This is a genomic window from Ktedonobacter racemifer DSM 44963 (genome assembly GCF_000178855.1).
Taxonomy (GTDB): domain Bacteria; phylum Chloroflexota; class Ktedonobacteria; order Ktedonobacterales; family Ktedonobacteraceae; genus Ktedonobacter; species Ktedonobacter racemifer.
Window position 1 is genome coordinate 1,176,905 of sequence record NZ_ADVG01000001.1, and the last position, 24,947, is coordinate 1,201,851.

Annotated in this window: 12 protein-coding genes; 2 read left to right on the forward strand and 10 right to left on the reverse strand. The window is 44.8% G+C overall.

Features of this window, described 5'->3' with window-relative positions; all coding sequences use genetic code 11:
* The 10 genes from KRAC_RS05295 to KRAC_RS79290 form a co-directional block, all read right to left on the reverse strand.
* Positions 1-1,440 carry a hypothetical protein gene (locus KRAC_RS05295; protein ID WP_007905049.1) on the reverse strand — a complete coding sequence of 480 codons (1,440 nt, stop codon included), beginning with the start codon at positions 1,438-1,440 and terminating at the stop codon, positions 1-3.
* A 455-nt stretch (positions 1,441-1,895) separates the two neighbouring features.
* The gene (locus KRAC_RS05300; RefSeq protein ID WP_007905051.1) at positions 1,896-4,661 is read right to left on the reverse strand and encodes a P-loop NTPase fold protein; all 2,766 of its coding nucleotides are present in this window, start codon (positions 4,659-4,661) and stop codon (positions 1,896-1,898) included.
* A 250-nt stretch (positions 4,662-4,911) separates the two neighbouring features.
* The gene (locus KRAC_RS60825; RefSeq protein ID WP_007905052.1) at positions 4,912-6,426 is read right to left on the reverse strand and encodes a DUF5655 domain-containing protein; all 1,515 of its coding nucleotides are present in this window, start codon (positions 6,424-6,426) and stop codon (positions 4,912-4,914) included.
* Positions 6,419-8,791 carry an N-6 DNA methylase gene (locus tag KRAC_RS05310; protein WP_007905054.1) on the reverse strand — a complete coding sequence of 791 codons (2,373 nt, stop codon included), beginning with the start codon at positions 8,789-8,791 and terminating at the stop codon, positions 6,419-6,421. Before KRAC_RS05310 ends, KRAC_RS60825 begins: the two co-directional genes overlap by 8 nt.
* A 51-nt stretch (positions 8,792-8,842) precedes the next feature.
* Positions 8,843-12,364, reverse strand: a complete 3,522-nt coding sequence (locus KRAC_RS05315; protein WP_007905055.1) for a helicase-related protein — start codon at positions 12,362-12,364, stop codon at positions 8,843-8,845.
* Positions 12,364-17,196, reverse strand: coding sequence for an Eco57I restriction-modification methylase domain-containing protein (locus tag KRAC_RS05320; protein ID WP_007905057.1), 4,833 nt, complete (start codon positions 17,194-17,196; stop codon positions 12,364-12,366). The genes KRAC_RS05315 and KRAC_RS05320 overlap by 1 nt, the downstream gene beginning before the upstream one ends.
* A 148-nt stretch (positions 17,197-17,344) precedes the next feature.
* Complete coding sequence (locus tag KRAC_RS05325; RefSeq protein WP_007905059.1) at positions 17,345-20,866, reverse strand: NACHT domain-containing protein; 3,522 nt, start codon at positions 20,864-20,866, stop codon at positions 17,345-17,347.
* A gap of 201 nt (positions 20,867-21,067) precedes the next feature.
* On the reverse strand, positions 21,068-21,961 hold the full coding sequence (locus KRAC_RS05330; RefSeq protein ID WP_007905062.1) for a hypothetical protein: 894 nt from the start codon (positions 21,959-21,961) through the stop codon (positions 21,068-21,070).
* Positions 21,955-22,719 (reverse strand): hypothetical protein, encoded by a 765-nt coding sequence (locus KRAC_RS05335; RefSeq protein ID WP_007905064.1) that lies wholly within the window; start codon positions 22,717-22,719, stop codon positions 21,955-21,957. Before KRAC_RS05335 ends, KRAC_RS05330 begins: the two co-directional genes overlap by 7 nt.
* Positions 22,720-22,932: 213 nt before the next feature.
* A complete protein-coding gene (locus KRAC_RS79290) occupies positions 22,933-23,163 on the reverse strand; it encodes a helix-turn-helix domain-containing protein (protein ID WP_075164174.1) in 231 nt (76 codons plus the stop codon).
* 338 nt (positions 23,164-23,501) lie between these two features.
* Here KRAC_RS79290 and KRAC_RS05345 point away from each other — a divergent pair, with 338 nt between their 5' ends.
* Complete coding sequence (locus tag KRAC_RS05345) at positions 23,502-23,999, forward strand: hypothetical protein (protein ID WP_007905065.1); 498 nt, start codon at positions 23,502-23,504, stop codon at positions 23,997-23,999.
* Positions 24,000-24,044: 45 nt separating this feature from the next.
* Positions 24,045-24,944: a phospholipase D-like domain-containing protein gene (locus KRAC_RS05350; protein ID WP_007905067.1), complete on the forward strand. Its 900-nt coding sequence runs from the start codon at positions 24,045-24,047 to the stop codon at positions 24,942-24,944.
* The last annotated feature ends 3 nt before the right edge of the window (positions 24,945-24,947 follow it).

Here is a 24,947-nt window from a genome sequence, read left to right on the forward strand (position 1 = left end):
CTATTTTTTCCGTTTCCTTTGTTGAAAAAGAATGCCTGCCGGTGATCGTTTAATTGTTTGGTGTGTCTTCACAAGCTCTTTTCCCTTTGGCCATAACTCTTTGGCCGATGGAGCGCCAACCGTTAATGTCAGCCCAAGTGCAAGAAGAGAGAGGGGAATGCTTCCTGTCGATGTTGCCGCGATTGTCACACTTCCTGTCGCGATGAAAGCACCAACATCAAAACCAAAATTCCTCTTTACTTGTGAATATGTGTCAAGATCGTGTTTATGCTTCTGAAAGGCTTCTTCCAGGTTGGTGCTCACTGTTTGAGTCACTTCGGCAAGCGCGGATGGAGAGGCCGCATCAACCTCATGAATATTCCGGCTAAGTATTTCTCGTAACTCGGCAAGCGCCCCACGGCGGCGCAGGTCAATTAGTCTTTGTTCTGGGAGATCTGTGATCAGCGTCAGATCTTGCAGTACCTTGGATAGGAAGAGATCTTTCATGTCTTGATGCGTTTCACTGCCTCTCTCACTATCATACTGATATTTCCAGAGCAAATATTGCCATGACGTCGGTGCATCGATGAGTGGTGTACCATGATAATACGAACTGCCCATAACCAGTTTGTTGGTAGTCAACATTCTTCCGAGAAGATTCATCAAGATGATAGTGGCCCATTGATCTCCATATTGCTGAAAGTCGAAGTTGCCCCCTTGCGTTCTCCGCATCTCTTGCAATTGCTCTTGTAGACCTGCTGATGATTCAGCATCGATGAGCATTCGCGAAGGGTCAACGAGCCGTGACATAAACGTTTCCCAGCCCGAGAGGTTATGAAGGAACGACGAGAGTTCTTCCTGCATCGAGAAATCACGTCCGAAGAGCTTCGAGCTGTGAAGAAGCAAATCGGCAATGCTTGATGTGGTAAGCATCTGTCTGGTAGAAGCATCCATGAGCGCATAATCAGGGACTACGAGGAGAAGTGGTGGGGAGAGCCTGGTCAGAGCAAGGGATTTGTAGTTCAGGATGTTGAGTGCATGCTTTGTCATGTAATAGACAGCAGCGTGGGGTCGCATCGAAGTAAAGAACTCAGGAATCCTTTGTAAAGGATCTGGGAGGAGAATGGTATCAATATACAGACCTGTCGAACGCACGATATTGGTGGTATAGGAAGGAGCGATGTCGCCACCAAAGACAGCTTTGAGTCCCTGAAGTTGGTGGAGATGGTGGTCAAGAGGAGCGCGGACCGACTGCCAGAATTGCTGAAACTCAGCAGCCATTTCATCTGCTCCGTGCAGAAATGCTTGTACTGTGGGTTCACGATTGGCAAGTTGTTCCGCAACATCGTGTGGACTTACCTTATAGCGTTGCATCTCAGCAAAGGGTTGAGCAAAGTATCGTTCCACCAGGGTAAAATAGGCCTGTTGAATATCGTGGAGCGTCGGCCATTCCTGTCTCATAAACACACTTCACTCCGATTTCTCATGCGTTTGACTTGCCGATATCATTTTTCATATCGGAACTTTTCACCCCCTATTTTACTTCGTCTTTCTGACTCAAACAAAGCATTTCGAGGATAAGCTGCTCGATTCGTAAAAGACTCAAGCGTTTTTAATTATCCCGACATCTTAGCCGGGAACATTCCGAATGTCCACGAACTGCCCTTTCAGGGAGGACAATCGCTGAAGTTGGGTTTCCACAACGCTCATCGTCTCCCTGGTCAGTCTCACGCACTCGATTGTAGCCGACGCTGCATACTATGAATCATGATCTGTTCGCCATTTGTCAGCGTGTCAACGAGATCCAGCCACGGCTACCTGACGGCAGGCTTCTTATTCTACATGAGCCATCTCCACCTTTGGCTGAAACACTGTTCAATATTTGCTTACGTAAGCCATCACACATTGGATCGATTTCAGAGAGTTGTTTGAGTGAAATAGAGATAATTGAGCAATTGAGCGTTGGTCATTTTATTCAATAAGATCATCAGATCTGTTGCATTTATCAGTCGTTTTATATAAGGATTGGCCGTATGGTAGTCAATTCTGGCTTGGTAGGCTCTCTCTAGAACCTCTTCTTCTGCTTTTCCAGCGCTATCACGCCGTATGTTCCTCAATCGTTCTTTTGCTTCATATGCGTCCTTTAGATTGCTTATAAAGTCCGAGTCTTCAATTATCGCTTCAACAACATCAGGCCAGCGCATTGTAATAATTAGCCATTGCGCAAGCAGATCCAACTGAATCGCTCTATATTTTAATAGCCCCCGTCGGCTTGCAATCAGAGTTTGAAGTCTAAAAATATTGATGAATCGCTTAATCTTGCGAGGATTAGCATCTAAGTAGGAAGCCACACCGTGAATGGCAAACTGGATAGCATCGTTATTAGACGTTTTATCCTTTATTTCTTTTTTTGCATCCTCTATTTGCATGCCCGAGATTCCAGGGTTCTCCTTTTTCACAGCTTGAGCCGCATTCTCCACATTCTTACCCGCTCTCATCTCCGCTTGAATTAGCTCCGCTGTTTCCGATCTGGTTGACTTCTTTTCCCCTGATGTCTCTGATATGGATTCAGTAGCTGAATCATGCTCCAGTGCAAGAAGGCTTGTATCAATAAAAGACTCCAGTAACTTTGACTCAGCTTTAGGAATACGGAAGTTGATCTGTACAATCTTCTCTAAGAAACGCTCCCCCAATGTCAAGTCACTGGATTTACCGAGGTCGTCGAGATATCCGAGCAAATCTTTATACTTTGCTTCAATACTTCCTGCTACTGTTTGGGCATCCATCCCGATTAGAAACACACAGTACTTCGTATCGAGTAATATATTGACTGCCTCTACAATTTCAACACATTTAGCTGGTGCACACCTATCAAGATCATCGATAAAAATGACTAAAGGCCATTTACCTCCATCAGTCATCGCTTTTACGACAAAGCCAAAATCTTTCTCGAATTGTGCTAGAAAGCCCACTCGTTCCTCATAATTAGGCCCTCGAACATACTTAGTGATATTTGGTCTGAGTGGTTTGACAATCCGGTTGTAAATATCCTTGCCAACAGTAAAAAATAGCGCAAGAAATCCCCCACCTATGAGCATGACATACAGTTTGAAGCGTAATATCAGTATATTGATTGTTTCCTGTAATGTGTAGCCTGATACAAGCCATACTACTACAATAAGTACTCCCAATATAAGGATTAAGCCGAAAATATATGGCAACGATTTGAAGAAGCTCTTCAGAAGAAAGTTCTGATGGAAGCGGTCTCTACTAAGATTCCACCAAAACCTTACCTTTTGCTGCATATTGAACTGCTCTTGTACTTGCTGTAGGATAGTCAATACAAGTGCCGCCCATACTGACTCTTCTTGATCATACTTCCAAGCATTAAACCATACAGTGGGAAATGATCTACCCATCTGCTTCTTCTCCAACTCTTCCTGTATCAGTTTCATCAAGGTTGTTTTGCCCATACCCCATGCGGCATCAATCATTATCGTTAAGGGTTTCTGGGTTTTGTCACTCTTAATTAAGTCAACTATGGCCTTCGCATAATCAGAAAATTCCAGTAGGTCTTGATTGTTTGGGATATCTGATAGGGCACTGATAGTAACCTCAACCTCGATTGGCTCAGTCTGACTTGGAATTGTTTCAGGTATTTGTGAAAGTGCTTGTACCTCTTTCAGAATCTGAGTGTTTTCTTGATCTCGCTGAGAAGTTACACAAGTAGCTCCAGTTGTACTTGTCCCCTTATCTTGAGTTTGTTCCTGAGGAGATGCGAGAGATGTAGGATTTGTGGAAACATCTTGTACTGGAGAACCCTCTTGAAGTGGTCTACTACTAAAAGTAAATGGATGAGAAAAATCTGCTAAAATCAAATCACGTCCAAACTCTCCCGCTAATGCGGGAACCTGCTTCATAGCTCCCTGCTTCAATGAAGATTCAGATAGCTTGCTTGTTAGATATCTGTAGAGCGAAAGAATATCAACCCGCCCATTGCTATCTAAGGCCTCTGCTACCTGGCCTGTTAATACAAGTAATAATGTACCTGTCAGGAGACCATGTCCGTTCATCTCCATGGTGATGCCGCCTATCCCAGTTGCTGTTAGAATAGCCCGTGTATTGCCTGTTCCCCTTAGTAAACTAGAAGTGTTAAATTCTTCTTCGACGAAGCGACTAACATTTGTCTGCAAAATGTTTCCAGAATAAGCACAATCTAAGATGATTAGTACTCTCCCTGCTTCGGTCTGCTCATAGAGTACTTTCTTTAACCAGGACAAAGAAATATGCGAATTTGAGTCAGCTTCAACTTCTTCCGGATTAAAGTCGTATGTAACTAGATAGATATCGCTAGTCTCCGCAGTTAGCTTTATCGGCATCGCATGACCAGAGAAATAAAAGAGCAAGAAATCTTGCTCTGCTTTACGCTGCGCCAACTTTATCACGGCTCGTTTTACACTTGCACTATCAGCCTTTTCGTCCAGTAGAGGAGGAGTTAACAGCCTAAAGTTACTAGCCGGTTGCTGTAGAGTTTGTGCTATCTCAATAGCATCATTTTCCGCGTATTGAAGAGGTACAACGAAATCACTCGATGTGGAATTGATTCCGACTATAACGGCTAATTTGTTCACCTCTTCATGAGGAGGCGTTAGTACGTTGGCAGTGCTAGGACTAATTGACATTGCACTTCCCCTCTAAGATATTATTAACTCTGCTACTCGACATGACAAAGAGTAGCTATTTTTCCCTCTAGCAAGAAACAAGCACAAGTATCGATCCTAGCTTGCTTCTTAGGAGAACGCCAGCTATATATGCTTTCCTATCCTTTGTAGCATCAACGTTTGTATTACCTCAATTTACAGGATATTGGTGGAAGAAATCAGCTCCGGCATTCACAAATTTACCAAAGTTCGCTCATCCGCATTCATTGATCTAATTGGCTTCGTAACTCTTGAGCAAATTTTTCTTTGCTCGATCCAGATCCTCATTGCTTCGAATAGTAATCTCCAAGTTACCTGTACCATAATGTCCTATGTTACGCACATCGCGAGTAAACCCCTTCTCAAGGCTGATACTATCAGGGTCAACCTTGACATATATAACAATACATTTTGCTTGTGGATGGACTTCCACACAAGCGAAATTTTTAGTACGCTTGAAGGCAAAATATGTTTTTCGCGAACTCATTTGTACATCTTTACCTAGAGACAACAAAAAACCTTTAGTCAACTCAAAACGTGCCTTTAAATCTGCTGGAGATTGATTAAGAAATTCAGCAGCAGTTTTCTCATTATTATTTACTCTATTAGTAGCCTCAGCCAATCCAGTGCTACTCTCATCATCTACAGGCTGTACTTGATCAGCGTAAACTGTATTAATGATATCAACAACTTTATATAGAAGAGAGCGCACAAAGCGGATATTTGTTCTTAGGTCGTCTACATTTTGTAGGCTACTCTGCCCTTCAATTGGAATGGGTTGATCAAGTTTACCTTGAGATGGAAGATGGACAAGGTTATTACGTAATGAAACTAGCGTACTATCCAAGAAATCTGGAACTATCTCTTCTATACACTTTAATTTTTCTCGTCTTGCTTTCTGTATGGCTACAGAAAATCCTCTATCTTTGATCTGCTCTGTTGCTTCAACCTTGTCCGAGACTAAAAAACTTGCGAGTTTTTTGTTAACTTCCACCCTAAGCCCAACAACTTCTGAGGAGTCGCGCGACTGCAATTTTCTGAGGTTTAGCGTCTCGGTAAATGGTGAGCCATCATTAGTGCTTAAATCTTTAACGCTTTTATCTGCACCTTCAATCCATAATAGAAATTTATCAGCGGTCTTTTTAATGTTCCATTTGACAGAGATGTATGTAAGTTGCTCACTATATCGAGAAAAACCACTATATGTAAGCGCATCCCACAAGGCAGCTTCGAGGGCGATTGATAAGTTTGTTGCTGCTGGAAGCACTAAATTTTGCCTTAGCAGCAAAACGCTACTAGCTATGCAATCAATGATAGCTAAGGGAACAATAGGAGCACTATCTTGATTAGGCGGTATATACCAATTTAATGCAACTTCCTTGTATTCAGAGTCTGCATCTGGATCAACTTCCCAGGTAATTTGCCAATGTCCATCAATGGTGATTCTCAACCGCTCATACATATATCCTGTTTCTATCTTTATTTTTTCTCTCAGGGCCTGCCTTGATGCAAGAGGAGAAGATTTCATCAATTCTGAAAAGAGATCATACAGTACCCACGGCGTACTAGGGCCCATATCCATTCTTGCAAGTAAATCACGTTCTATGTCTGATACTGATTTGGTTTTGGAGTTTGTATGAGTTATTGTAAAGTAAGCTTTTGCTAAATACTCTCCATATCCATCATTTTTCAGCTTCTCCAATACAGGCCTTACTCTGGACGAGTTGGGAGCAAAACGATCACTCATTGTTGTTAACTCCTAAAAGCTCGTCAACTATTAACTTTTTAGCTTCTGTTTCGATTTCTTGAGCACGCCTTACTAGATCCTGAGCTTCAGTAAGTAGTACTTTAATGCGTTGAGCTAATTCTTTTTGCTTAGATAAAGGAGGAAGAGGAATAGTAATCGCCCCTAAATCCGCTCGACGAATATATGGTTGGCTAGCTGAGGCGGCCTGTAATTGGAAAATCTGATCTTTACCTAGTTTACTATTGATTATCGAGGTCAGAAAAAAGGGATCAATATCGTCTCTAAATTGTGGCCTGAGAATAGTAACTGAACCACTTGCAACTGCCCGCAGATCTTTCTTATCAAAGACACAAGCCCTTCCTAAATAGGCTCCTGTAGTAGTTACAAGTATATCGCCAAATTCGACATGAGCATTTTTGGCATTATCAAAATCTTTGACTGATATTGATGGCGCATTTAAAAGATCAAGTGTTAAATCTCGAACTGCTCCGGCCTGAATAACGATTGCTGTATTGGCAGCATATTCTACATATTTAAAGTTTCGCCCACCGATGATGTTGACAATCTCATTGAGCTTTACAAAAGGATATTGACCATGTTTAAGTGTATACACAAGATCAGTACTCGTAGGATCAAATTGACCAATATCTAGCCTTTTAGAGCTCAAATCGTTTGTAGAAGTTGTCCAGACACGTATTTTTTCATTGGAGAAACTATTTTCGATATCCCCTCTTTTGCAATATGTTTCAAATGATTCCAATAGATCTGGTAAAACATTTTCGCCTGTAGGTTGTCCAAACCTGTTGTACCCTACAGATTGAACATCTGCTATAAGCACTCTATCTTGGTGATTTTGTTGTATGTTTTTTTTCTCCAACAATAGAACTGTGGTTTTTCCTGAGTGACCTATTGGCATTAACGTTTCTGGCGGGAGACTAATAATCGCCCTCGGTAGAGTTCTCTGAAGAAGCCAAGAGCGGGCGCTTTGATAAGATGGTGAAGATAAAAATGAGTCAGGCACCAAAGAAACTAAAAGTCCACCCGGACGAAGAAGGTCAATAGCTAATTCTATAAACAGCATTTCTAAGGTTGGCCTTTTGTTATTACCAATAATTTCATATTGACTTAGAATATTTTCGTTTTTTGGGGCTAAGCCCATTGGTGGATGAAGTAATACAGTATCATAGGTGCTCAATTGAACACCAGAATATCTTAAATTGTGCTTGTCAAGAGCATTTGCATTTATAACGGCGCTTGGCGAAATTCCATTAAGCACTAAATTTGTGGCTGCAAGTTCAGCTACTTCTGCTTCTATTTCTATCCCTGCTATTACATATTGGGGCTTCTTTTGTAGCGAAGGATTATCTTGTGAGGATAAATGGTTCGTGGCCACTTGCGCTTTGATAATTTCCAGTGCAACTATTAATAGTAAACCTGTACCACAGGCAGGATCTATAATACGTTGTCCTTCACGTAGCTGAGTAAGTCGAACAAGAAAATCTGCTAGTGGCACAGGGGTTGTGAAACCAGTTTCGTTCATTCTCATGAACTCGGCAAACATCTGCCAGAAAAGGTGTCCTCGTATACTGTCAGTTACTGGCAGTAATGCATAAGGCTCAAGAATTTTGACAATATTTGACAGTGCATGTGGAGAAAAAAACCAAGGTTTTTCCTCAATCGGTTTTCCATCAAGGTTAATGAACGCTTCTTTATAAAGCTGAGCAATATTTGCTTTAATTTGATGATTTGATAAGTTACTTGCTCTAAAACGACGAGGACCCCCAGTTTGTATTACTCGTTCATCCTGCAACTTTGCAATCAATACTCTGTTTAGTTCAATGCCCATTCTTATCCCGAAATCCATTCCATCTTGCCTGAGGCTATCAAGCGACAGATACATAAGCTTCGAAAACTGCTGGGGGTCTTCCACGGTAATTAGAGGCACTTCTAATAATGTAGATTGGCTTCCGGGTAAATTTTCAGGGGCACGACTTAACTGAACTATTGATCGCCCTTCTGAACTTCGTTCAAACCAAAAGTGTTTTTGTCCATCAGTTATTAATAAATAACGAACCTGTTTTCCTATGGCCGTTGCTTTAACAAAAGTCGTTTGCACGACTGGGTCAAGTAGTTCTATTTCATTGGAGAGTTTTTGTTTTATCTCAACTATAATATAAGGATGGGACTTTGCTTCATCGAGGTAAACAACTACATCTGCGGTCGGACTTGAACTAGCTGAATGTACTTTTACTTCGCTGTTTATGTACCTATAGCCCATACCTCTTAGATATGGAATTATCCTTTGGCTGATAAGAACAGCTTCAGAGAGTTCCCTTGAATCTTCAAAGTTAGTAGGTGTATCCATGTTTTCCTCTAAGTTTGCTACTTCCCAAGGTCATCATAGAAATATGCTTAATTACCAGACATACTCAAAGCAAATCAGCTTGAGATCTTCACGCTGTATCCGCTCGGTTTTCTCCCGATCTTCTTCCTGGGTCGGGCGTTGTTCTCCAATACTGAGCACAATGGAAAGTAAATCCGTAAGTTGTCCATCACGCTTGAACGTATCATAGGCCTTACGCAGCGTTCTCGTATAGACTCTCGGTTGCGGTACATTTACCCGTTGCAACGCGGCAATAACCTCCTGACGCTGTACGCCAGGATGATTCAGATACCGTTTCAGCACAGAAGCCACCGTTTGTTGAATGGGATCCAGTACCCGCGGTGCTTCCTCACGAGCCACTTGCTCAGCCGATGATTGCAAGATAGAAGCGATCACTTTCTCTTGCAATTCAAAGATGTTCACCTCTCCACGTACAGGAACAATACGTGGGGTATCTGGCTGGCACTGAACAAGATTGGTAATCAGATACCGGTTCTCTTCAATCTCACCATAGTCAGCACTCCCATCCACCAGGTCAATGTATCGCCAAAAGTGCTGCCGTTTTCCAGTCGTCGTTACTTGCCCTCGCTCAAAACTCAACGCAGATCCAGACTGGCGACGTTTCTTCTCCTGCGCCGTAAAATAGAAGAAAACACCCTTGGCCCCGCGACGCCTCAACCCACTATGAATACCATCAGGCAAATCTGACAGGCTTTGTAGCAGGCCCTGGCCTAAGAGATCTTTGAGGTGTTGCAATAAGAACTCACTGCTGACCAGCTCTGCGAATTGCTCCTGCTCTTCAATGACGCTTCCATCCTCCTCCGCAATTCTTTTGAGCGTATTAAAGTTTTGAGGGTGCACCACCTCACCCAGAATGCTTGCATCAAGCAAACCATTGCGATCAATCTCACTAATCTTGCGCGAGAGGCTCTCCACCAGATTGAGCAGTTGCTCCAACCCATCATCAGGAAACATATTATGGACCCAGAGCGTCTCAAAGCTCGTCCCCAGGCGATCAATACGACCGGCACGCTGAATCATACGCGTTGGGTTCCAGTGCAGATCGTAGTTGATGAGCACACCACAATCCTGCAAATTTTGTCCTTCAGAGAGCACATCCGTCGAGATCAAAATATCAATCTCATCATCTGTCCCCATAATCTCGGTCCGCTTATTCGCAATAGGGGCAAACTGTGCCACCAGACGTGCTCGTTCTTTGGTATCGGCCCCACTATCCATACGGCGAATATGTGGATTCCCCGCCTCACTGCGCCACTGCGCGCTCGCTGCATCATCGGCACACAGCTCTCGGTAGAGGTAGCGAGCAGTATCCTTATAATATGTAAAAATCAGGACCTTCTGCCCTTTAAGTTCCCCGGCCAGCAACTCCTTGAGGCGCGCTAACTTCGCATCATTCTGCGGCGTAATGAGATTGATACGTTGCCAGATGACACGCAATGCATCGACATCTTTCCGAATATCCTTGTGCAATCGCTTAAGATCGTACTGAGATGCCTCAAGTGTGGGCAAGCCCTCCAGGAACTGACGCGCTTCCAAATTGGCATCCAGGTCATCTGCACGTGAGTTGGGCATAGCCGTAGCATCATCTTCCTCATCCTCACGTGAGAGGAACCGCATTGCCTTCTGGAAACTCGCACTATCAAGCACTTTGCCATCAAGGATATAGCTCTCAAAGGTTTCAAGGAACTCCAACGCACGCCGCACACTGATACGGAAGGCCTCGATACTACTCTCAAAGCGCTTCAGGTAGCGACTCTTGAAAATGCCTACCAGCGCCTCCTCACGCCCCTCCTCAAACTGATCGCGCTCGACCCCTTTCTTCTTGTACGTTTCCAGACGATAAGGAGCCAGGCGCAACGTCTCAATGCCATCAACAATCTGGCCATAAATACCACTATAGGCATGCTCCAGGTGATAGCGAATGGTCCTGAGTCGACGTTCCGGCCAGTGAATAGGCTGCCCATTGATTGTCGCATCAGGATACGCTCTTTTAATAAAAGGACGTGTACGACGAATCACCACTTCTTCAAGCAAGTTGAAAAGGGCAATACTGCTCTCACGTTGGCGGCTCATCCGCCGTGCGGCGGCAAAGTAGCGTTGTAGATCACCAATACCCGCAGCGGCAAAATAGCTGCGATCCCCACCGGTAAACAGGTTGATCTGATTATAGAGGTCAAAGACACCATTATTAATGGGGGTAGCCGTGAGCAAAATAATTTTCTTGCGCTCATGACTAATCCCCCCGCGGCGCTGATTTGCGGCAAGTAACCGCTCCAGGTTCTCGTAGCGCTGGGTAGCGTGATTCCGAAAGTTATGACTCTCATCAATCAGGATCACATCCGCATCGGCAACACTGTGTAGGTCAAATTCCTCGCGCCCCAGCGCCTCCTGGGTCATGATCTGCGCGGCAATACTGGCGTTGAGGAGCTCATCATGCCACATCTTTTGCAATGCCGCAGGACAAATCACCACCGCCTTATAGCGCAAGTGGTAGGCATAATCTTCAAGCAGTTTCTTCCCAATCCAGGTTTTCCCTAGTCCCACGCTATCAGCCACCATCACTCCATCATAGCGTGCGAGAATCTTCCTGGCCTTTTTAACCGCGTCCTCCTGAAACTCGCTCAATTCTACGGCAGAACGCGCGACAGGCTTGTCCTCTTGCTCCGTCTCCAGGTCATCGCGAAAATACTCATAAATCGCCTTCATATACACCTGATAGGGGCTGTATTCCTTCTGCCCAAACTTGGAGGCATTGAGCAGTTCTAAGAGCTCTTTCTTAAAATCCTGAGAGGCCTCCCAGTGTTGCTCATACCATTGAGAGAGTTGGTTCATAGCAAGCAATCCTGGAACGTTACCAGCCAGGACACGTTGCTCCTCGTCCATTTGCGTCAACTGTTTCCGCTCAGGTCGCTCCATAATACCTTTGAGGCGCTCAGGATCAATCTCCTCAGGAAGTAAGGCAGCTCGATGCACCAGGTTCAACTCTTTACTGGCATAAAGACCCGCCCGAGTAAAGTTGGACGAGCCAACAATGGCCGTATGGGGAGAGAAACGCGCAAAGTCGCTATCGTTGTAGAAGAGGTAACATTTGGCATGCAGAAAGGAAGAGGTATACCGACGTACCTGTACAGAATCCTGGCGTAAAAAAGCAACGAGCGTCTCAACAAGACGAAGCATCTGCTCATTGAAGCTCACCTCAGACAGTTCCTGAATAAGCCGTTTCACTGGCCTGGCCCCAATCTCACGTAAACCAATATCAGCACCAACCTCAGGCTCATCGCCAAGGAGTAAGCGGAAAGAAGCAAGAGCAATGAGACGTTCGTGCAGAAGACGCCAGCCACCAATGTTAAAATAGGCCGTTGCAATATCGAGTGCATGCCCCTGGTGATGTTCTAATAAAGTATTAAGGACATCACTCATTATGTATTGCTGGTTATCAATAACAAAAGGAAGTTCGTCGAGCGTTTTGGTTTGCACACCGTCATCATCGAGTGGGAGGCTCAGTTGTTTGTTAGCAGACTCAAGATATTCCATTAATGAACCTCACCTTCCACCACACGAATCTCTTCGTCATTTAGATCATAGAGACGATAGACGATTTGGTTAATAAGGTAGTCAGTGCGTTGCAAATGCTTCTTGAGCTGTAATACCTCTGGCAGATTATTCTGGTAAGCCTTCTCAATATCTTCAAGCACACCAGCAGTTAAGGGTATTAGATAACGCTTCCTATTGCTGCTCTCCAAGAGGATCCCTTTTAGCTTTTCAAATGTTAGATGCGACTCTTCTTTTTGATAATCACCAGGATAATTGAGCAATTCAGCCTTGTATTTCAAAGAATCAATACCAATCTTGCCATTTTTATCAGGTTGAGGCTGAATACGCAGTATAGAGGTCAAGTATTCGAGAAATTCATGCTGAATAGACTGCTTTTCTTTGTTCAGATCTAGCATCTCCTTAGCCAGGAAAGCAAGTAAATCATGCACAATATCTGAAGCCTCCGGCTGGGATTGTAAACAATTATCAATAAACACCAATACAGGACGAAGGTCAGTATCACGTAAAAAGCGATTATAGATCAGTTGGAAATTTTTAAGAGCAAGTTCTCGCTCTGTCTGAGAAGATGAAAAATTGATGCGACGAATAGGTATGTTTCGAATGGTTTGAATATCTAGCTGTGGAAAATCATCACGCTTAGCAATTTCAGAAGACCATATGAATAGACGTGACTGCAAATAAGACGCTATAATTGCCAACAAGAAATACGGGTTGTAATTAGATCCTGGCAAACATAAACCAACTAAATAAGATTTATTAAAAACATATCCTCTTTCGTTTAGAGATGCCACTATACGTTGTTGCCTACTAATGATGCGCCTAATAACAATCCCTTTCTTTGAAAAATACTTTGGAGGCGTATACTCAGCCAATGTCGTATCATATTTTACGTACACCGAGGTCTCTGAAAAATAATAACGCCTAAATTCTCCTTCAAAAGCCTCTGCCGCATTGACGAGCATATTTTCACTGACTCGTACCATGGGTGTTATGCCCCTGTCAACATCTAAAATCTCCCCAGCTTTTATAGAATGTGTGCTTATTTTATGAGCAATAGATACTCTTTCAAGGTTCTCAGTAATCATTCGTTTAGAGACATCTTGATACCAACGTGTTGTATCAACTTCTTGATATTCTAGTCCCTTAGTGAAAGCATCTTCAGCATTATCACGTTTACCCAGCCTCTTAACTTTTACATTCTCCAGAATCCTAGTCTTTGATGACTGCTTTGTTCCGATACAAATAATGGTATCAATATAGGCATCCGGGAATACATCATATGGCAAATGTATAATGTAACGAAAAGAAATTGTACTTAAAAGGTATCCTCTTAGGGACTCATGATGCGGAGATGTAAGCCAACCACTGGGAACAATAAAACCAACATTAGCTTGGGTTTTACCTAAAACCGATGCCTTTTCTAAGAAAAGGGCAAATAAGTCCATAGCAGATTTTGTAGCATGATAGTCTGAGTTGGCAAAATCCCTTGTCAAAGTATCTAGCGCACTACCATATGGAGGATTGCCAATGACCACATCAAAACCAGGGCTACTTTTCAAGCTTGCATTTTGTAAATCAATGTACACTTCTGGAAACTCTAGTTCCCAGTGGAAAAATGAATGCATAATAGCATCTCTTTCGGCATTTTCCAGTACCAAATATTGCTCATCATTGATCTGCTGTCGAACTCCATTTTCCACCCAAAGCTGTACTTCCTCGGACCGCAAAAAGTCAAGAGCTATATCTTTGTTGACCTTGTCACGTTTGCTGACCACAATGGGATTGCCGAACCAGCGACTTAAATAAATATCTAGTAAGCGTTTATAAGGCTTAATAGCTTCATCAGCACGAGTATATTCTTCTTTGCTTTCTCGTGCTTGTCTAGGCGTGACATCAGTAAGCTTACTTACGCGAATCATACCTTCAGTCGAGAGGAGCGCACCAGCCCAAACATTATTGCCATAAAATAGGGAAAGTTGCCCTTCTTCAATAGTTTTACGCACATCTTTTATCTTTGCACCTACTAGCGAGTTTCCCGACTTCAAGTGGTGGTCAAGGAAAGAGAGCGGAGCCCCAAGGGTAAAGCTGTCCAACCAGACACTCACTTTTGCCAGTTCAACAGCCATAGGATTAATATCAACTCCGTAAATACAGCGCTTGAGAACCTGACGTTTAAGCAAATTGATTTCAGTCAACTTTGAGCGATCAATGACGATATGTTGCCGTTCCATCTCCTCGGCAATAGAGAGCTCGATTTGTTTCAGCTCATAGCGCACAGGATTTGTTGGTACCTGATCAAGAAATTTGAGCATGCGACGCGTGATATAATCAACAGCTTCGACGAGAAAGTGTCCACTCCCCATAGCTGGATCAAGCACCTTTATGTCAAAAAATTCCTCAACAAGATGCTGATAGCCTTTGTAGATATCGTTGAGATCTGTTGCTACCATATTACGTAGCTGCAACACCCGGCTCTCGCGTTGACGCTGCAGAATCTGTTGTTCAAATGAACGAAATTTTGGCAGCAACTGTGCTTCTTTCATGTCCAGAACTGGACCAACGGTCTGCTCAATAATATACTCAACAATATAATCGGGAGTGTAGTAGCTTCCAGTTGCTTTGCGCTCCTGGCGATCATTTTCGATATACAGCTCATTAGCCTGAATAACAGGTGTTCTCCCTACAACATAACTTCCCCCACGAACCGCCTCACTCAAGGGAAGATACTTTTCTTTGATGACAACCATTTCTTCAAGAGCGATACGTAATTTGAACTCAAGTAATCCCTCATAAATACTCCCAAGTTGGCGCACCCCAAGGCTCTTATAATCAACAGAGACTAGTTCATGACGAGCTAGATCCACCCCGCGAGCCAGTTTATCAAGGCCGAGTGATAGAGAAAGATCAGGCACACGGAATGTTGCCAGAATATAGGTCACAACCTCTTCCGGAGTTGATGAGTCAATCAACTCCTTCCAACCTGCAGGTGTAGCTGGTCGATGCGTAATAGCACTTTGAGTCGCAAAAAGACCGCCATTATAGACCGGTACGTTCCAATCCTCACGACCTCGATCAATAGCCTCAAAAAGCGCCTGTAAACGAGCATAGAGGTCATAAGACTTATCGCTGTGGTGTTGTTGCAGTTTCGCGCGAACCTGAACTTCATTGTTCTCAGCAAACCCTGCAATTTCAGCCTTAAGATTTGTCAAACTATGGGGATAGAAACCACGTCGCTCATGTAGTGGCAACAGATATCGGCTCTCAGCATAGAGCAAAAAGAGTAAGCGATAAAGCAGGGTCAGGGTAGCATTAAAGAAAGGCTTCAGTAAACTATCCCGATCCTCGGATGTTAACGTCCCCATGTCCTCAGGGAGTGCTCCTCGGCGCTGTGCATCATGCACCAGTCCTCCCGCAAAATAGGTAAACACCTCTTCGAAGATGTTCTTCTTCAGCGAATCACCAAGAGCCAGCGAATAGCGCTCACACTCACGCAACAGCCAGTCAAGAAATGACAGGGCTTCTTCATAGCCATAACGCTTCTTTGGAAGAAAAGCGTTGGCTCGAAAAAAGAACCAGAAATAGCGAAACGCTTCTTTAGCATCTGCATGATCGCGCGGCATGGCAAGTGTTTCATCGAGATCAATCTCATAGTAATTTGTTGCTCGGCTATGAGTTTTGGCCGAATAGAGACGCCAGGTACGTCCATTTGTTAGGAAAGCCCAATCAACCTGTTCCTGATCAAGTAAACTCACCACTACAGCGCCTGGATTTTCACGATCAGTTGGATCAAGAGACGTCACGCCAAGCACATCATCTACCTCTTCATAACCATCTAAATTACGCCCCCACTTATAGGCCAGGCAAATCGCCACTTTTGATGTAGGCTGTCCCATGTCATCTGGTACATAAAGTGTGTAGTCAGGGAAACGACGATTCTCACCATCCTGCGTATAGGATTGAGATGCGGTCTCTATTGCAAAGCCAAGGATCTTGAGCGCTCGTTCAATGAGCTGTTGCCTCATTGCTCCGACCGACTGATCAAAAAAAGTATCGGCTGCGCCATCGTAAAATCTACGCAGCCCCAGATAAGCTGCTGTTAAATGATTTGCCTCACGCATGTTGCTTCGTGAGTCAAACCATTCGCCTTGTTCAGGAACATTCGTCGTTAGGTAGTGATCCGAGAAAAGCGCGCGGTTGTTAAAATATTCCTCACTCCACTCGGCCACATCATATGCCCCACTCAGAATTTCACATTGCGTAGCCACACTTCGGTTGGTAGGCCAGCGAAAACGATTCAAAACACGGCGAACCACATGGGAAGGATTTGAACGCTTAATAGATAGAAGGCGCATACGGGTGGAAACAGGATTTTGAAAAACAGGCTGTATTTCTGGAAGAGAGGGTTGTGTGGCAAATTGTGCATTGCTTCCAAAGGTGCGATCAATATATACGATATCAATTTCTTCAATTTTTTCGTCGCAAACGACTACGAGATAATCGCCCTCATGTTTGCTCAAATCACGAAATATTCTTTTTATGAGTGTCTGTGTAAGAGATGGTAAAACATAAACATAAACATAAAACTTGGAAAAAGAAACATCGCTGCGAAAACCAATTTGACGCATCCAGCGTATTTTGTTACGCAATTCTTCATCACTTGGATGTAAATTGTTTTTTAAGGCATCTGTGGACTGAGGGAAACTTTCAGGATTAGGATTATAGCCAAGGGCGGCAAAGAATTCAGCGATACGCTCAATCGAAGAGAGATCTAAGATAACTTGCGAAGGAATTTCATACTCATTGAGTAGCATAGTACCATCTCAAATTCTAGCAGAAGTGCAAGTCTAAACAACAAAAATATCAATACGTGTAAATAAGGCTATCATTTCTACTGAAGAGTTGTCAATAGACCTCGTGTGTTTACTACCTAAAAATAAATAAGAGGAATTTATAGCAAAACTAGTGACGCCTTTTCTCAACGCGTAACTGCGTGTTACCAGGGCCACTAGCAATAACAGTGACACCAGCACGACGGCAGACTGACCAAAGCGCTTGATGAATCTGATTGGCAATATCAGAACCAGGTAATAGATCAACAAGCTGATGCACAGTCGCTTCATCATCGGCAAGCATTCCAATAACATCGGCAATAACAGCTCGCACCTCCCTAATAATGACACGCCTATGCAGGAGTTCCAGCAAAGGCAGAATGACAGTCTTCTCATCCCTCTTCCTAAGCTGGCGAACGAGATATATCCTCCACTCTAGAGACAAGGTAGTGCCTTCAAGAAGGGGTAATAGTTCTGCTACATCACTATGTAGAGCAAGGCATCGAAGAGCTAACTGCCTCTGGTGCCGTTCAGCGAATTGTTTCTGCATACAAAGCTGTAACAGTTCCTGAAGCGCATGGTGATCTCCTAACATGGCAAGAGCTAAAACAGTTTCGTTATGGACTTCTTCTGGTTGCTTCTCTAGGGTCAATTTTTGCAGGAGAGGAATGTAGGCACTATTACCCTTTAGCCCGTATCCTCGTATAATGGCGCAACGAATGGAAATATTCGTTGCCTCGTCATTTACTAGGTGAATCAAGTCTTCTTCAAAGGTAGAACCGCCATGATGTACAAGCAGAGTGGCAATACGAGCGCGCAAACCTGCTCCAAGAGAGCTATCATGAAGGAGCGATGCCAGATGAGCAACAATATGCTCCTCATACAACACATCAACTAAAAGTGAGATTTCTATTCGAACATCCTCAGAGAGAAAGAGATCCGAGAGAAGTTGAACCACATCTGCAACAATAGAGCGATCTCTTATTCGCCTCAAAGCAATAATGCTCGTAGAAAGCAATGTCTTCGAGGTATGAGGATCGGCAAGAAAAGCAAGAAGAGCTGGCACTATGGAGAGATCTTTGAGCATTGCCAGGGACTTAATGCATGCGACTCGAAGCAATTCATCCTGTTGAGTATCACGAAGTAGACGATGCAATGTGGGTAACACAATATGATCACCTATCGCCCCAAGTAGCGAGATCACATACATACGAAACCAATTATCAGCCTGAGCATCATTAAGGAGAGGTAACAGACGAGAGGCCATATCAGATGTGCCATACCTGCTAAAAATATCTAAAAAAAATGGAGAGGCAGTCAGTGTGTGCTGTTCGAGTGAAAGATCAAGCAAGAGAGAGGCCAATTGCTCTGACCCGAAGGAGCTTAACACCTCAAATAAAGCATCCTGTGATAGAGGGGCTCCCTCTTCTGGCATTGTCAGCATATATGACAATAACTTCCCTGCAATACTTCTGTAAGGATCTGTGCGTGCAATCTCAGTCAGTACTTCCGCAACATGTTGGCGTAGAAGTGCATAGGGAACCTCTTCAAGAAGTTGGAAAAGGCGTTGCGGAATCGTATCACGTAACGACCTGTCAGTTCTCAAACGAGGACGCGCGGCAAGGCAGCGTCCAGCCAGAACTAACTTCGTTGAGAATATATCTTCGGGAACTTCATCGACTCCACGATAAGTAACAAGGTAAGCAAGCAACATACTAGCATCGCGTACCTGCCCGGCAAAAAGTAATACAATCTCTTCCCACCATGGAGACCCCAAGTAAGGGAGTAAAAGATTCACATCTTCATTCGCAAATACAGCAACAAAGTATTCTTGCATTGTCAGATGAAGAAAACCATAGATCTCATCGGCCTGCTCACGTAACAGACCTTCTTCACCTGCAACTTCTTGCAAAACAGCTTCCGTTAATGCTGATGATTTTCCCAAACTTTCTAGAAAGTCCTCGATAAGGGGGCAGAGATCCCTCTTACTAAAGTAGCGCAAACCTTGTTGATGGAAATGCCAGGCCACTTGTTGAAGCAGTTGCTTTCGATCCTCGCGATTCAAAATATGGTATCGAGGAATAAAACGCTCAGCATCCCAACGGGAAAGAAGTGTATCAACACAACGTTTATAAAGATCTGCACGACTCTCAGGTAATGTTGGGTCATCATGCTCGTAGGTAATTGCTAAAAGGGAAAGCAATAGAGGATTGGCAGCCAGAGTAGCAATTCGTGGATTATTTTTGAGTGCAGCGATCAAACGCGGGGCAAGAGCTTGACGCTCTTCGCTGCCATGACGAAACCATTTGCCTATAAACTCTTCAATATCCCTGGGTAAAAAATCCAGAACCTCTAATTCAGTAAAACCTGGAAGCTGTCCACGTTGAAAGTAGCCAGCTTTACGCGCAGTCACTACAACAGGAATGCGATTAAATCGCCGTTTCATATTGAGGATCGCCTCATGAACCTGTCGATACGACTCTTCGGCGGCCTGGCTTGTCTCACCAATTACCGTCTCATCCAGCGCATCGAGCAGCAACAAAATATCGCCTGCCTTCATACGTTCCTCAAGCAGCAAGGTAACCTGGGCACGGGAAAAACCATATGCAACTAATACGTCTACAGACGCAGCGAAAAGATCAAATTGCTGTTTCCTGGCAACTTTGTGGAGCTTGATATAGAGCGGCAATACAGGCATAGCTTCCAATGCCCCATCAATTGCTGAAAGTGTCAGGCGCTTGAGTAGCGTCGTTTTTCCAGCACCAGGATCCCCCACAATGACACAATTACGATGCCTTTTTACAGCTTCGGCAGGGTCCATTGAGGAGGAGGAACGGCGCTCAATCCATGCCTGTCGCTGCTGCAAGGCCATTAGCGGGTCCCGCGATTGCTGCTGTTCAAAATCTAGACGTGAATGGGGGCGTGGATCATCATGCAGACGTACTCTCACATAGAGATCAGACACGGAAAGCGGTTCTCGCATCCCCAAGATCTGAAGCTTCGCGATCTCTGGGTCATCATGCAATTTTTCGCGATACACTGCAAGAAAATCATCTAGTTGTAGCGGTGGCTCAGAGGCGACTGGAACGGCAGGGGTTGTATTATAGAACGATATTGTAACAGTATTATGTTCGCCAATTACTGTCCCTTGAGGATGATTGAGCGTAACAGGAAACGATGGAGTCGTCATCGGCTGATCAAAGAGGCCTGGCTGACGTATGTTTTGCTGCTTGCGTGGACGAACATTCGTCTTTTGCTCAGAAGCAATCTTTTCTGCATGAGAAAGTTGCTTCCCATCCTGTTCACCTGAAGCAAATGCTGCCGTATAAATAGTCTGTGCCACCTGAGCCCACCACTCTTCGCGCCGTTGCGGGGTCGCTATAACCCATAACGGGCGAGAACTATCATGAGCAGGCTGATAACGAGCAATCCCTGGATAGAGCTCAAGTTGACAGGGTCCAACAAGCACAGGAAAAATACGAAGTGTTCCTTGTTCAACAGCCGTGAGCAACAAAGGCAGTGCTTGATCAAGGATCAAGGGGGATGCAAAAAAATCGGCATCAAGCAATAATACAGCGGCCTTTGTTTTCTGGAGTTGTTGCGCAAAATAAGCAAGTGTATCTACCCCACCGGTGTCATGGAGATATCCCATATCACATCTCCAGGCTTTTTTGTTCGTACAAAAGGAGCGAGGTGTGTCTTTAGGCGTTGCAAATACCTTGCATTCTTCTCATTGGCAGCGTAGAGAGCAAGAATATACGGATCTTGCCCGGATACAAAAGAAGCATCCATGCTCCCATGTAGTCCTTTCACTTTATACTAATAAAAGTCTCTTTTATAGAAAAACGCCCCTTCAACGGTTTTTAACCACATGAATTTTTATATATGCTCTGTCATCATACGAATTATTCCCAGATACCACGCCTTTTGTGGATAGGTATTTGCGAAAGAGGAGAGGATCTTCGTCTAGCAGTTCTTGCAACGCTTGCTCAGAAGAAGCCAATGTCTCTTTCAATGCTGGGTATCCATCTGAAGCCAGCACAATGGTTGTAATATCCTCGGGCAAAGGAAGAACACGGATACCCTCATCAGGGACATGAAAACCATCAAGTACGGGGAACCAGTATTGACCTGCTGAAGGGTTGTTCTGGAATATCATTTGCCGCTCTAACAGGGGGAGAATAAATGCGCGGCCAGTATCCTCCTGACGCAACTGCTCAAGCGATTTTCCCTGAACCATCTCAGCCTCTAAAAACAGTGAGCGTGCCAGGGACGTGATACGATCCACTTCCTTGGTATTGACAATGTGTTCCTGATTGAGCAAACACTGACAATCACCAACGAACCACACCTCTTTCCGAAAGAAGCTCACCGCAATAAATGAAGCAACCGCACGTTGCACAGGGTCAGCTTGCATGATATCAACGACCTTATGCTGTTCATATAATTGCTGGAGTGCCATCGTCAATTGATCAATGGCCTGGCGCGCAGTGGCATCAGGTGGCAGCAATTCAAACGCATCTCGTATGACCACTGCACCAATACGACCTCCCGTTTGACCATCCCATCTTCTCGGCGTTTTCGAGGTCGCCCCATCAATGACAGCAACAAAATGAGGGCCAACGTAGAAGACATCTTCACAATCCGCCTCGACACCCGTCTTTGATGCGAGGAACTGCTCTTCCACAGTGTATTGAAGCGAGGTAACATATGTTGACATTTGCCTTGAAGCGTTGTTCTCTACCATGCGTAACTTCTCTCAACTTTCATGCGAGTGGGATAACCTTCAACAACTTGCGTACTTACGAGCACCACAAAGTTTTTTCGCCCATCTTTTGTGAGTTTCCGCAGCAGACCTTGCATATTCTCCGTAAAAAATTTTGCTGCTGCTACCGTACCATAGGTATGCGAACCTGAAAAGAGGATTGCCGTTCTTTTCCGCGAGGTAAAGGGGTTATATGCGCGTACAATGAGGCCGTAGTCGTTCACGACCTGGCGCTTCATCGCGCTCCCCTCATATTCAATGGCTCCTTGATCAACCCACTGTCCTCCTGCCTTATGAATACGCCAGATGATGAGGCTGTCAATGACTTTAGCTGGTTGCTCATCTTCCAACAATTCTAGAAAGCGTGCAGTCACAGCATTGGTTTTAGAACTCCCGAGAATGAGCAAATCGCTCTCAATACGTTCTTGCAGGTGATCTGTCGAAAGCAAAATATTTCGAATATCGAGATGCTTATGATAGGCATGATGGAGCGAGCGAAGAGCAAGGGCTAAAGCCCGCACCTGTCCGATTCCTGTTGCTGGGCGGTTGTACACACCAGTATTTGTTGTGGTGGAAGTAGAGGCACAGATAACGAGATTCGCGGGATCTTTGACCTGCCAGAGCGCTCTATGGGGAAGACGAACACTGAAGAAAAAACCAATGTAGGCGAGAAAGGCACCAACAGGCAACCAAACAATATTAGAAAGGACATTGATGAGGATTGAATGAATGTCTTCCATGTTTCACATTTTCCTTCATACGCTCACGTGTTTTACTTCTCACGCCTATGAAGGAAATATACATGGAATTCTGGCTTTCATCTACGAAAAAGATACTTTTCCTACTCCGATGGGGATCCAAATTTTTGACGAACTCATTTCAAATAAATAGTAGGGGTTAAATCGAGGACGGCTGTTATGGGCATAATAATAATAGGGCAAGTTAGATTTACCCTATACTCGAAACTCTTCTGGAACTTGGTCTTCAGGAACATCCTCAAGTAGCTCGGTCCCTGGAACCTCAAGCACTCTTGCTATACGGTTGAGTGTAGAAAGCGAGGCATCGTGATAGGGATTACGCCATATCTTCTGTATCGTCTTGTACGAAATATCGGAAAGTCTCGATAATTTCGCCATCCCCATACCCTTCTCTTGGGCAACTTCTTTTACACGCAATCGTAGCAATTTCCTACCTCATAACTCACCAGATGTAGTTCATACTACTACAGCTTGCTTCTTGACGTAAGCTAGTCTATAATGGTATTACTTAAGTGGTTATCACTTAAAGAGTGGTACTTAAAACCAATATCGACAAAAGAATTCAAGCCTTAAATTTCCAATAAGAGAGGAGTATTTTAAATGTCTGTAAGCAAGGTAGCTCAACTGAAGAAACAGTTTGAACTGGAATGTCAGGGATCTCTATAGTCTATTTTCAATTGCATGTCACAAGATTATCGCTCGCAAATAGCATCTCTAGACACATCAAGAACAACTTACTCCACTAAAAAGTAGCAGGTAAAACAATGCATGAAAGAAAGAAAAAACCAACGTTAGAGCAGATACGAACCCTTTTTCCCTTCGATGTGCCCGATCTAGCGCGAGCCGCAGGAGTAGAAACCAGTATTGTCTATCAGGCTTTGCTTCTGCGCCCCGTTCATCGCCAGGACGCCGAAAAGATCCTTCACGGACTCTCCAATTGCACCAAGCTCACACTGACCCTTGAGAACATTGACATGATGCTCTGGGAAGAATATTTGACCCTCTGGCTTCTTCGAGCCTCCGCCTCAGAACAACAACAGGAAGGTGGAGAAAGAGAGGGTACAGATGCCTACCACTTTGTCTATGCCCGTGACGAACTGGAGGCACAGTTTCGCACTCAAACCTGGCTTGCCCAACATCCCCATCTTCCCAATCACACCTTCACCTCCTGCCCAAACGGCTTTCAGATCGGGCCTTTGCGTGTTCCAGGCATTTGCCCGGATGAACTGGTGTGCACAGAAGCATTCCCATACCCATTTTGACCAAAGTGACGAACATCAATGCGGAAAGGATGATCATCTCTTACCATGAACACCATCCAGCCACTCAGCATGACGCGCCCATTGCTGCTTGACAACCAACATACTACGCTCAACGAGACCTTACACCATCTCCTGGCCCACCACGCTGGAAGAGCCCTTGATATCTGTACCACACGTCTCACCCCTGAAGGGTGGGCACTTGTGCGTGAAGGACTCCAACAGGTAGGAAACCTTCGCCTCCTCCTTCATCCCGCTGCCCTCGCCACCAGTGACGATGAGCCTCTGGAGGACACGTACGTCACGCACACACACAAGCCGTCAAGCAACGAATACTCCAAATGCGCCTACGAGGAGCCCGCGCACATCGAAGCTCTGATCGCCTTCTTGCAGCAGAACCACGTGGAGGTCCGCCTTGCTGCTGAACACACCCACCTCCACGCCCGCTGCTTTCTCTTCTACGCCGACCAGGATAGTGCACGCATAGCACCTCAGACTGCGATCATTGGCTCATCCGATATCACCCGTGCAGGGCTCCTCACCAACGCCGAACTCAACGTTGTGCATCGCGCCCACCTCACCCACGAGGACATCGCGCTCAAGCGTCTCCGAGGCCTCTTAGAGCGAGAGGAACACACCCTCCTGCTCCAATGCTCTCAGGAGCAACGTCTGCTCGCTGCCCGACTCCCTACCCTCTTGCTCCTGGATCATCTCACCACCTGGTTTGCCCACCACTGGGAGCACGCCACCGACGGCAAACATCGCCTCATCACCCGCCTACAAGCCCACAAAGTACAGTATTATGGTGCTCCTCTCAGGCAGCACGATCAGCCTGGTGAAGCACCAGAGGAAGCACAACCACCACACGGGAAGGATGGCACTGCTCCCCTCTCAGGCACCCCTCGCGAGGAAACGTGGGCAGAGCATGACTATACGCAGCACCAATGAGAT

What these genes read in the sequence shown, in the direction of transcription:
- KRAC_RS05295 (WP_007905049.1), bottom strand. Translation starts at nt 1,440, where the DNA reads ATGAGACAGGAATGGCCGACGCTCCACGATATTCAACAGGCCTATTTT.
- KRAC_RS05300 (WP_007905051.1), bottom strand. Translation starts at nt 4,661, where the DNA reads ATGTCAATTAGTCCTAGCACTGCCAACGTACTAACGCCTCCTCATGAA.
- KRAC_RS60825 (WP_007905052.1), bottom strand. Translation starts at nt 6,426, where the DNA reads ATGAGTGATCGTTTTGCTCCCAACTCGTCCAGAGTAAGGCCTGTATTG.
- KRAC_RS05310 (WP_007905054.1), bottom strand. Translation starts at nt 8,791, where the DNA reads ATGGATACACCTACTAACTTTGAAGATTCAAGGGAACTCTCTGAAGCT.
- KRAC_RS05315 (WP_007905055.1), bottom strand. Translation starts at nt 12,364, where the DNA reads ATGGAATATCTTGAGTCTGCTAACAAACAACTGAGCCTCCCACTCGAT.
- KRAC_RS05320 (WP_007905057.1), bottom strand. Translation starts at nt 17,196, where the DNA reads ATGCTACTCAATGAGTATGAAATTCCTTCGCAAGTTATCTTAGATCTC.
- KRAC_RS05325 (WP_007905059.1), bottom strand. Translation starts at nt 20,866, where the DNA reads ATGGGATATCTCCATGACACCGGTGGGGTAGATACACTTGCTTATTTT.
- KRAC_RS05330 (WP_007905062.1), bottom strand. Translation starts at nt 21,961, where the DNA reads ATGGTAGAGAACAACGCTTCAAGGCAAATGTCAACATATGTTACCTCG.
- KRAC_RS05335 (WP_007905064.1), bottom strand. Translation starts at nt 22,719, where the DNA reads ATGGAAGACATTCATTCAATCCTCATCAATGTCCTTTCTAATATTGTT.
- KRAC_RS05345 (WP_007905065.1), top strand. Translation starts at nt 23,502, where the DNA reads ATGCATGAAAGAAAGAAAAAACCAACGTTAGAGCAGATACGAACCCTT.
- KRAC_RS05350 (WP_007905067.1), top strand. Translation starts at nt 24,045, where the DNA reads ATGAACACCATCCAGCCACTCAGCATGACGCGCCCATTGCTGCTTGAC.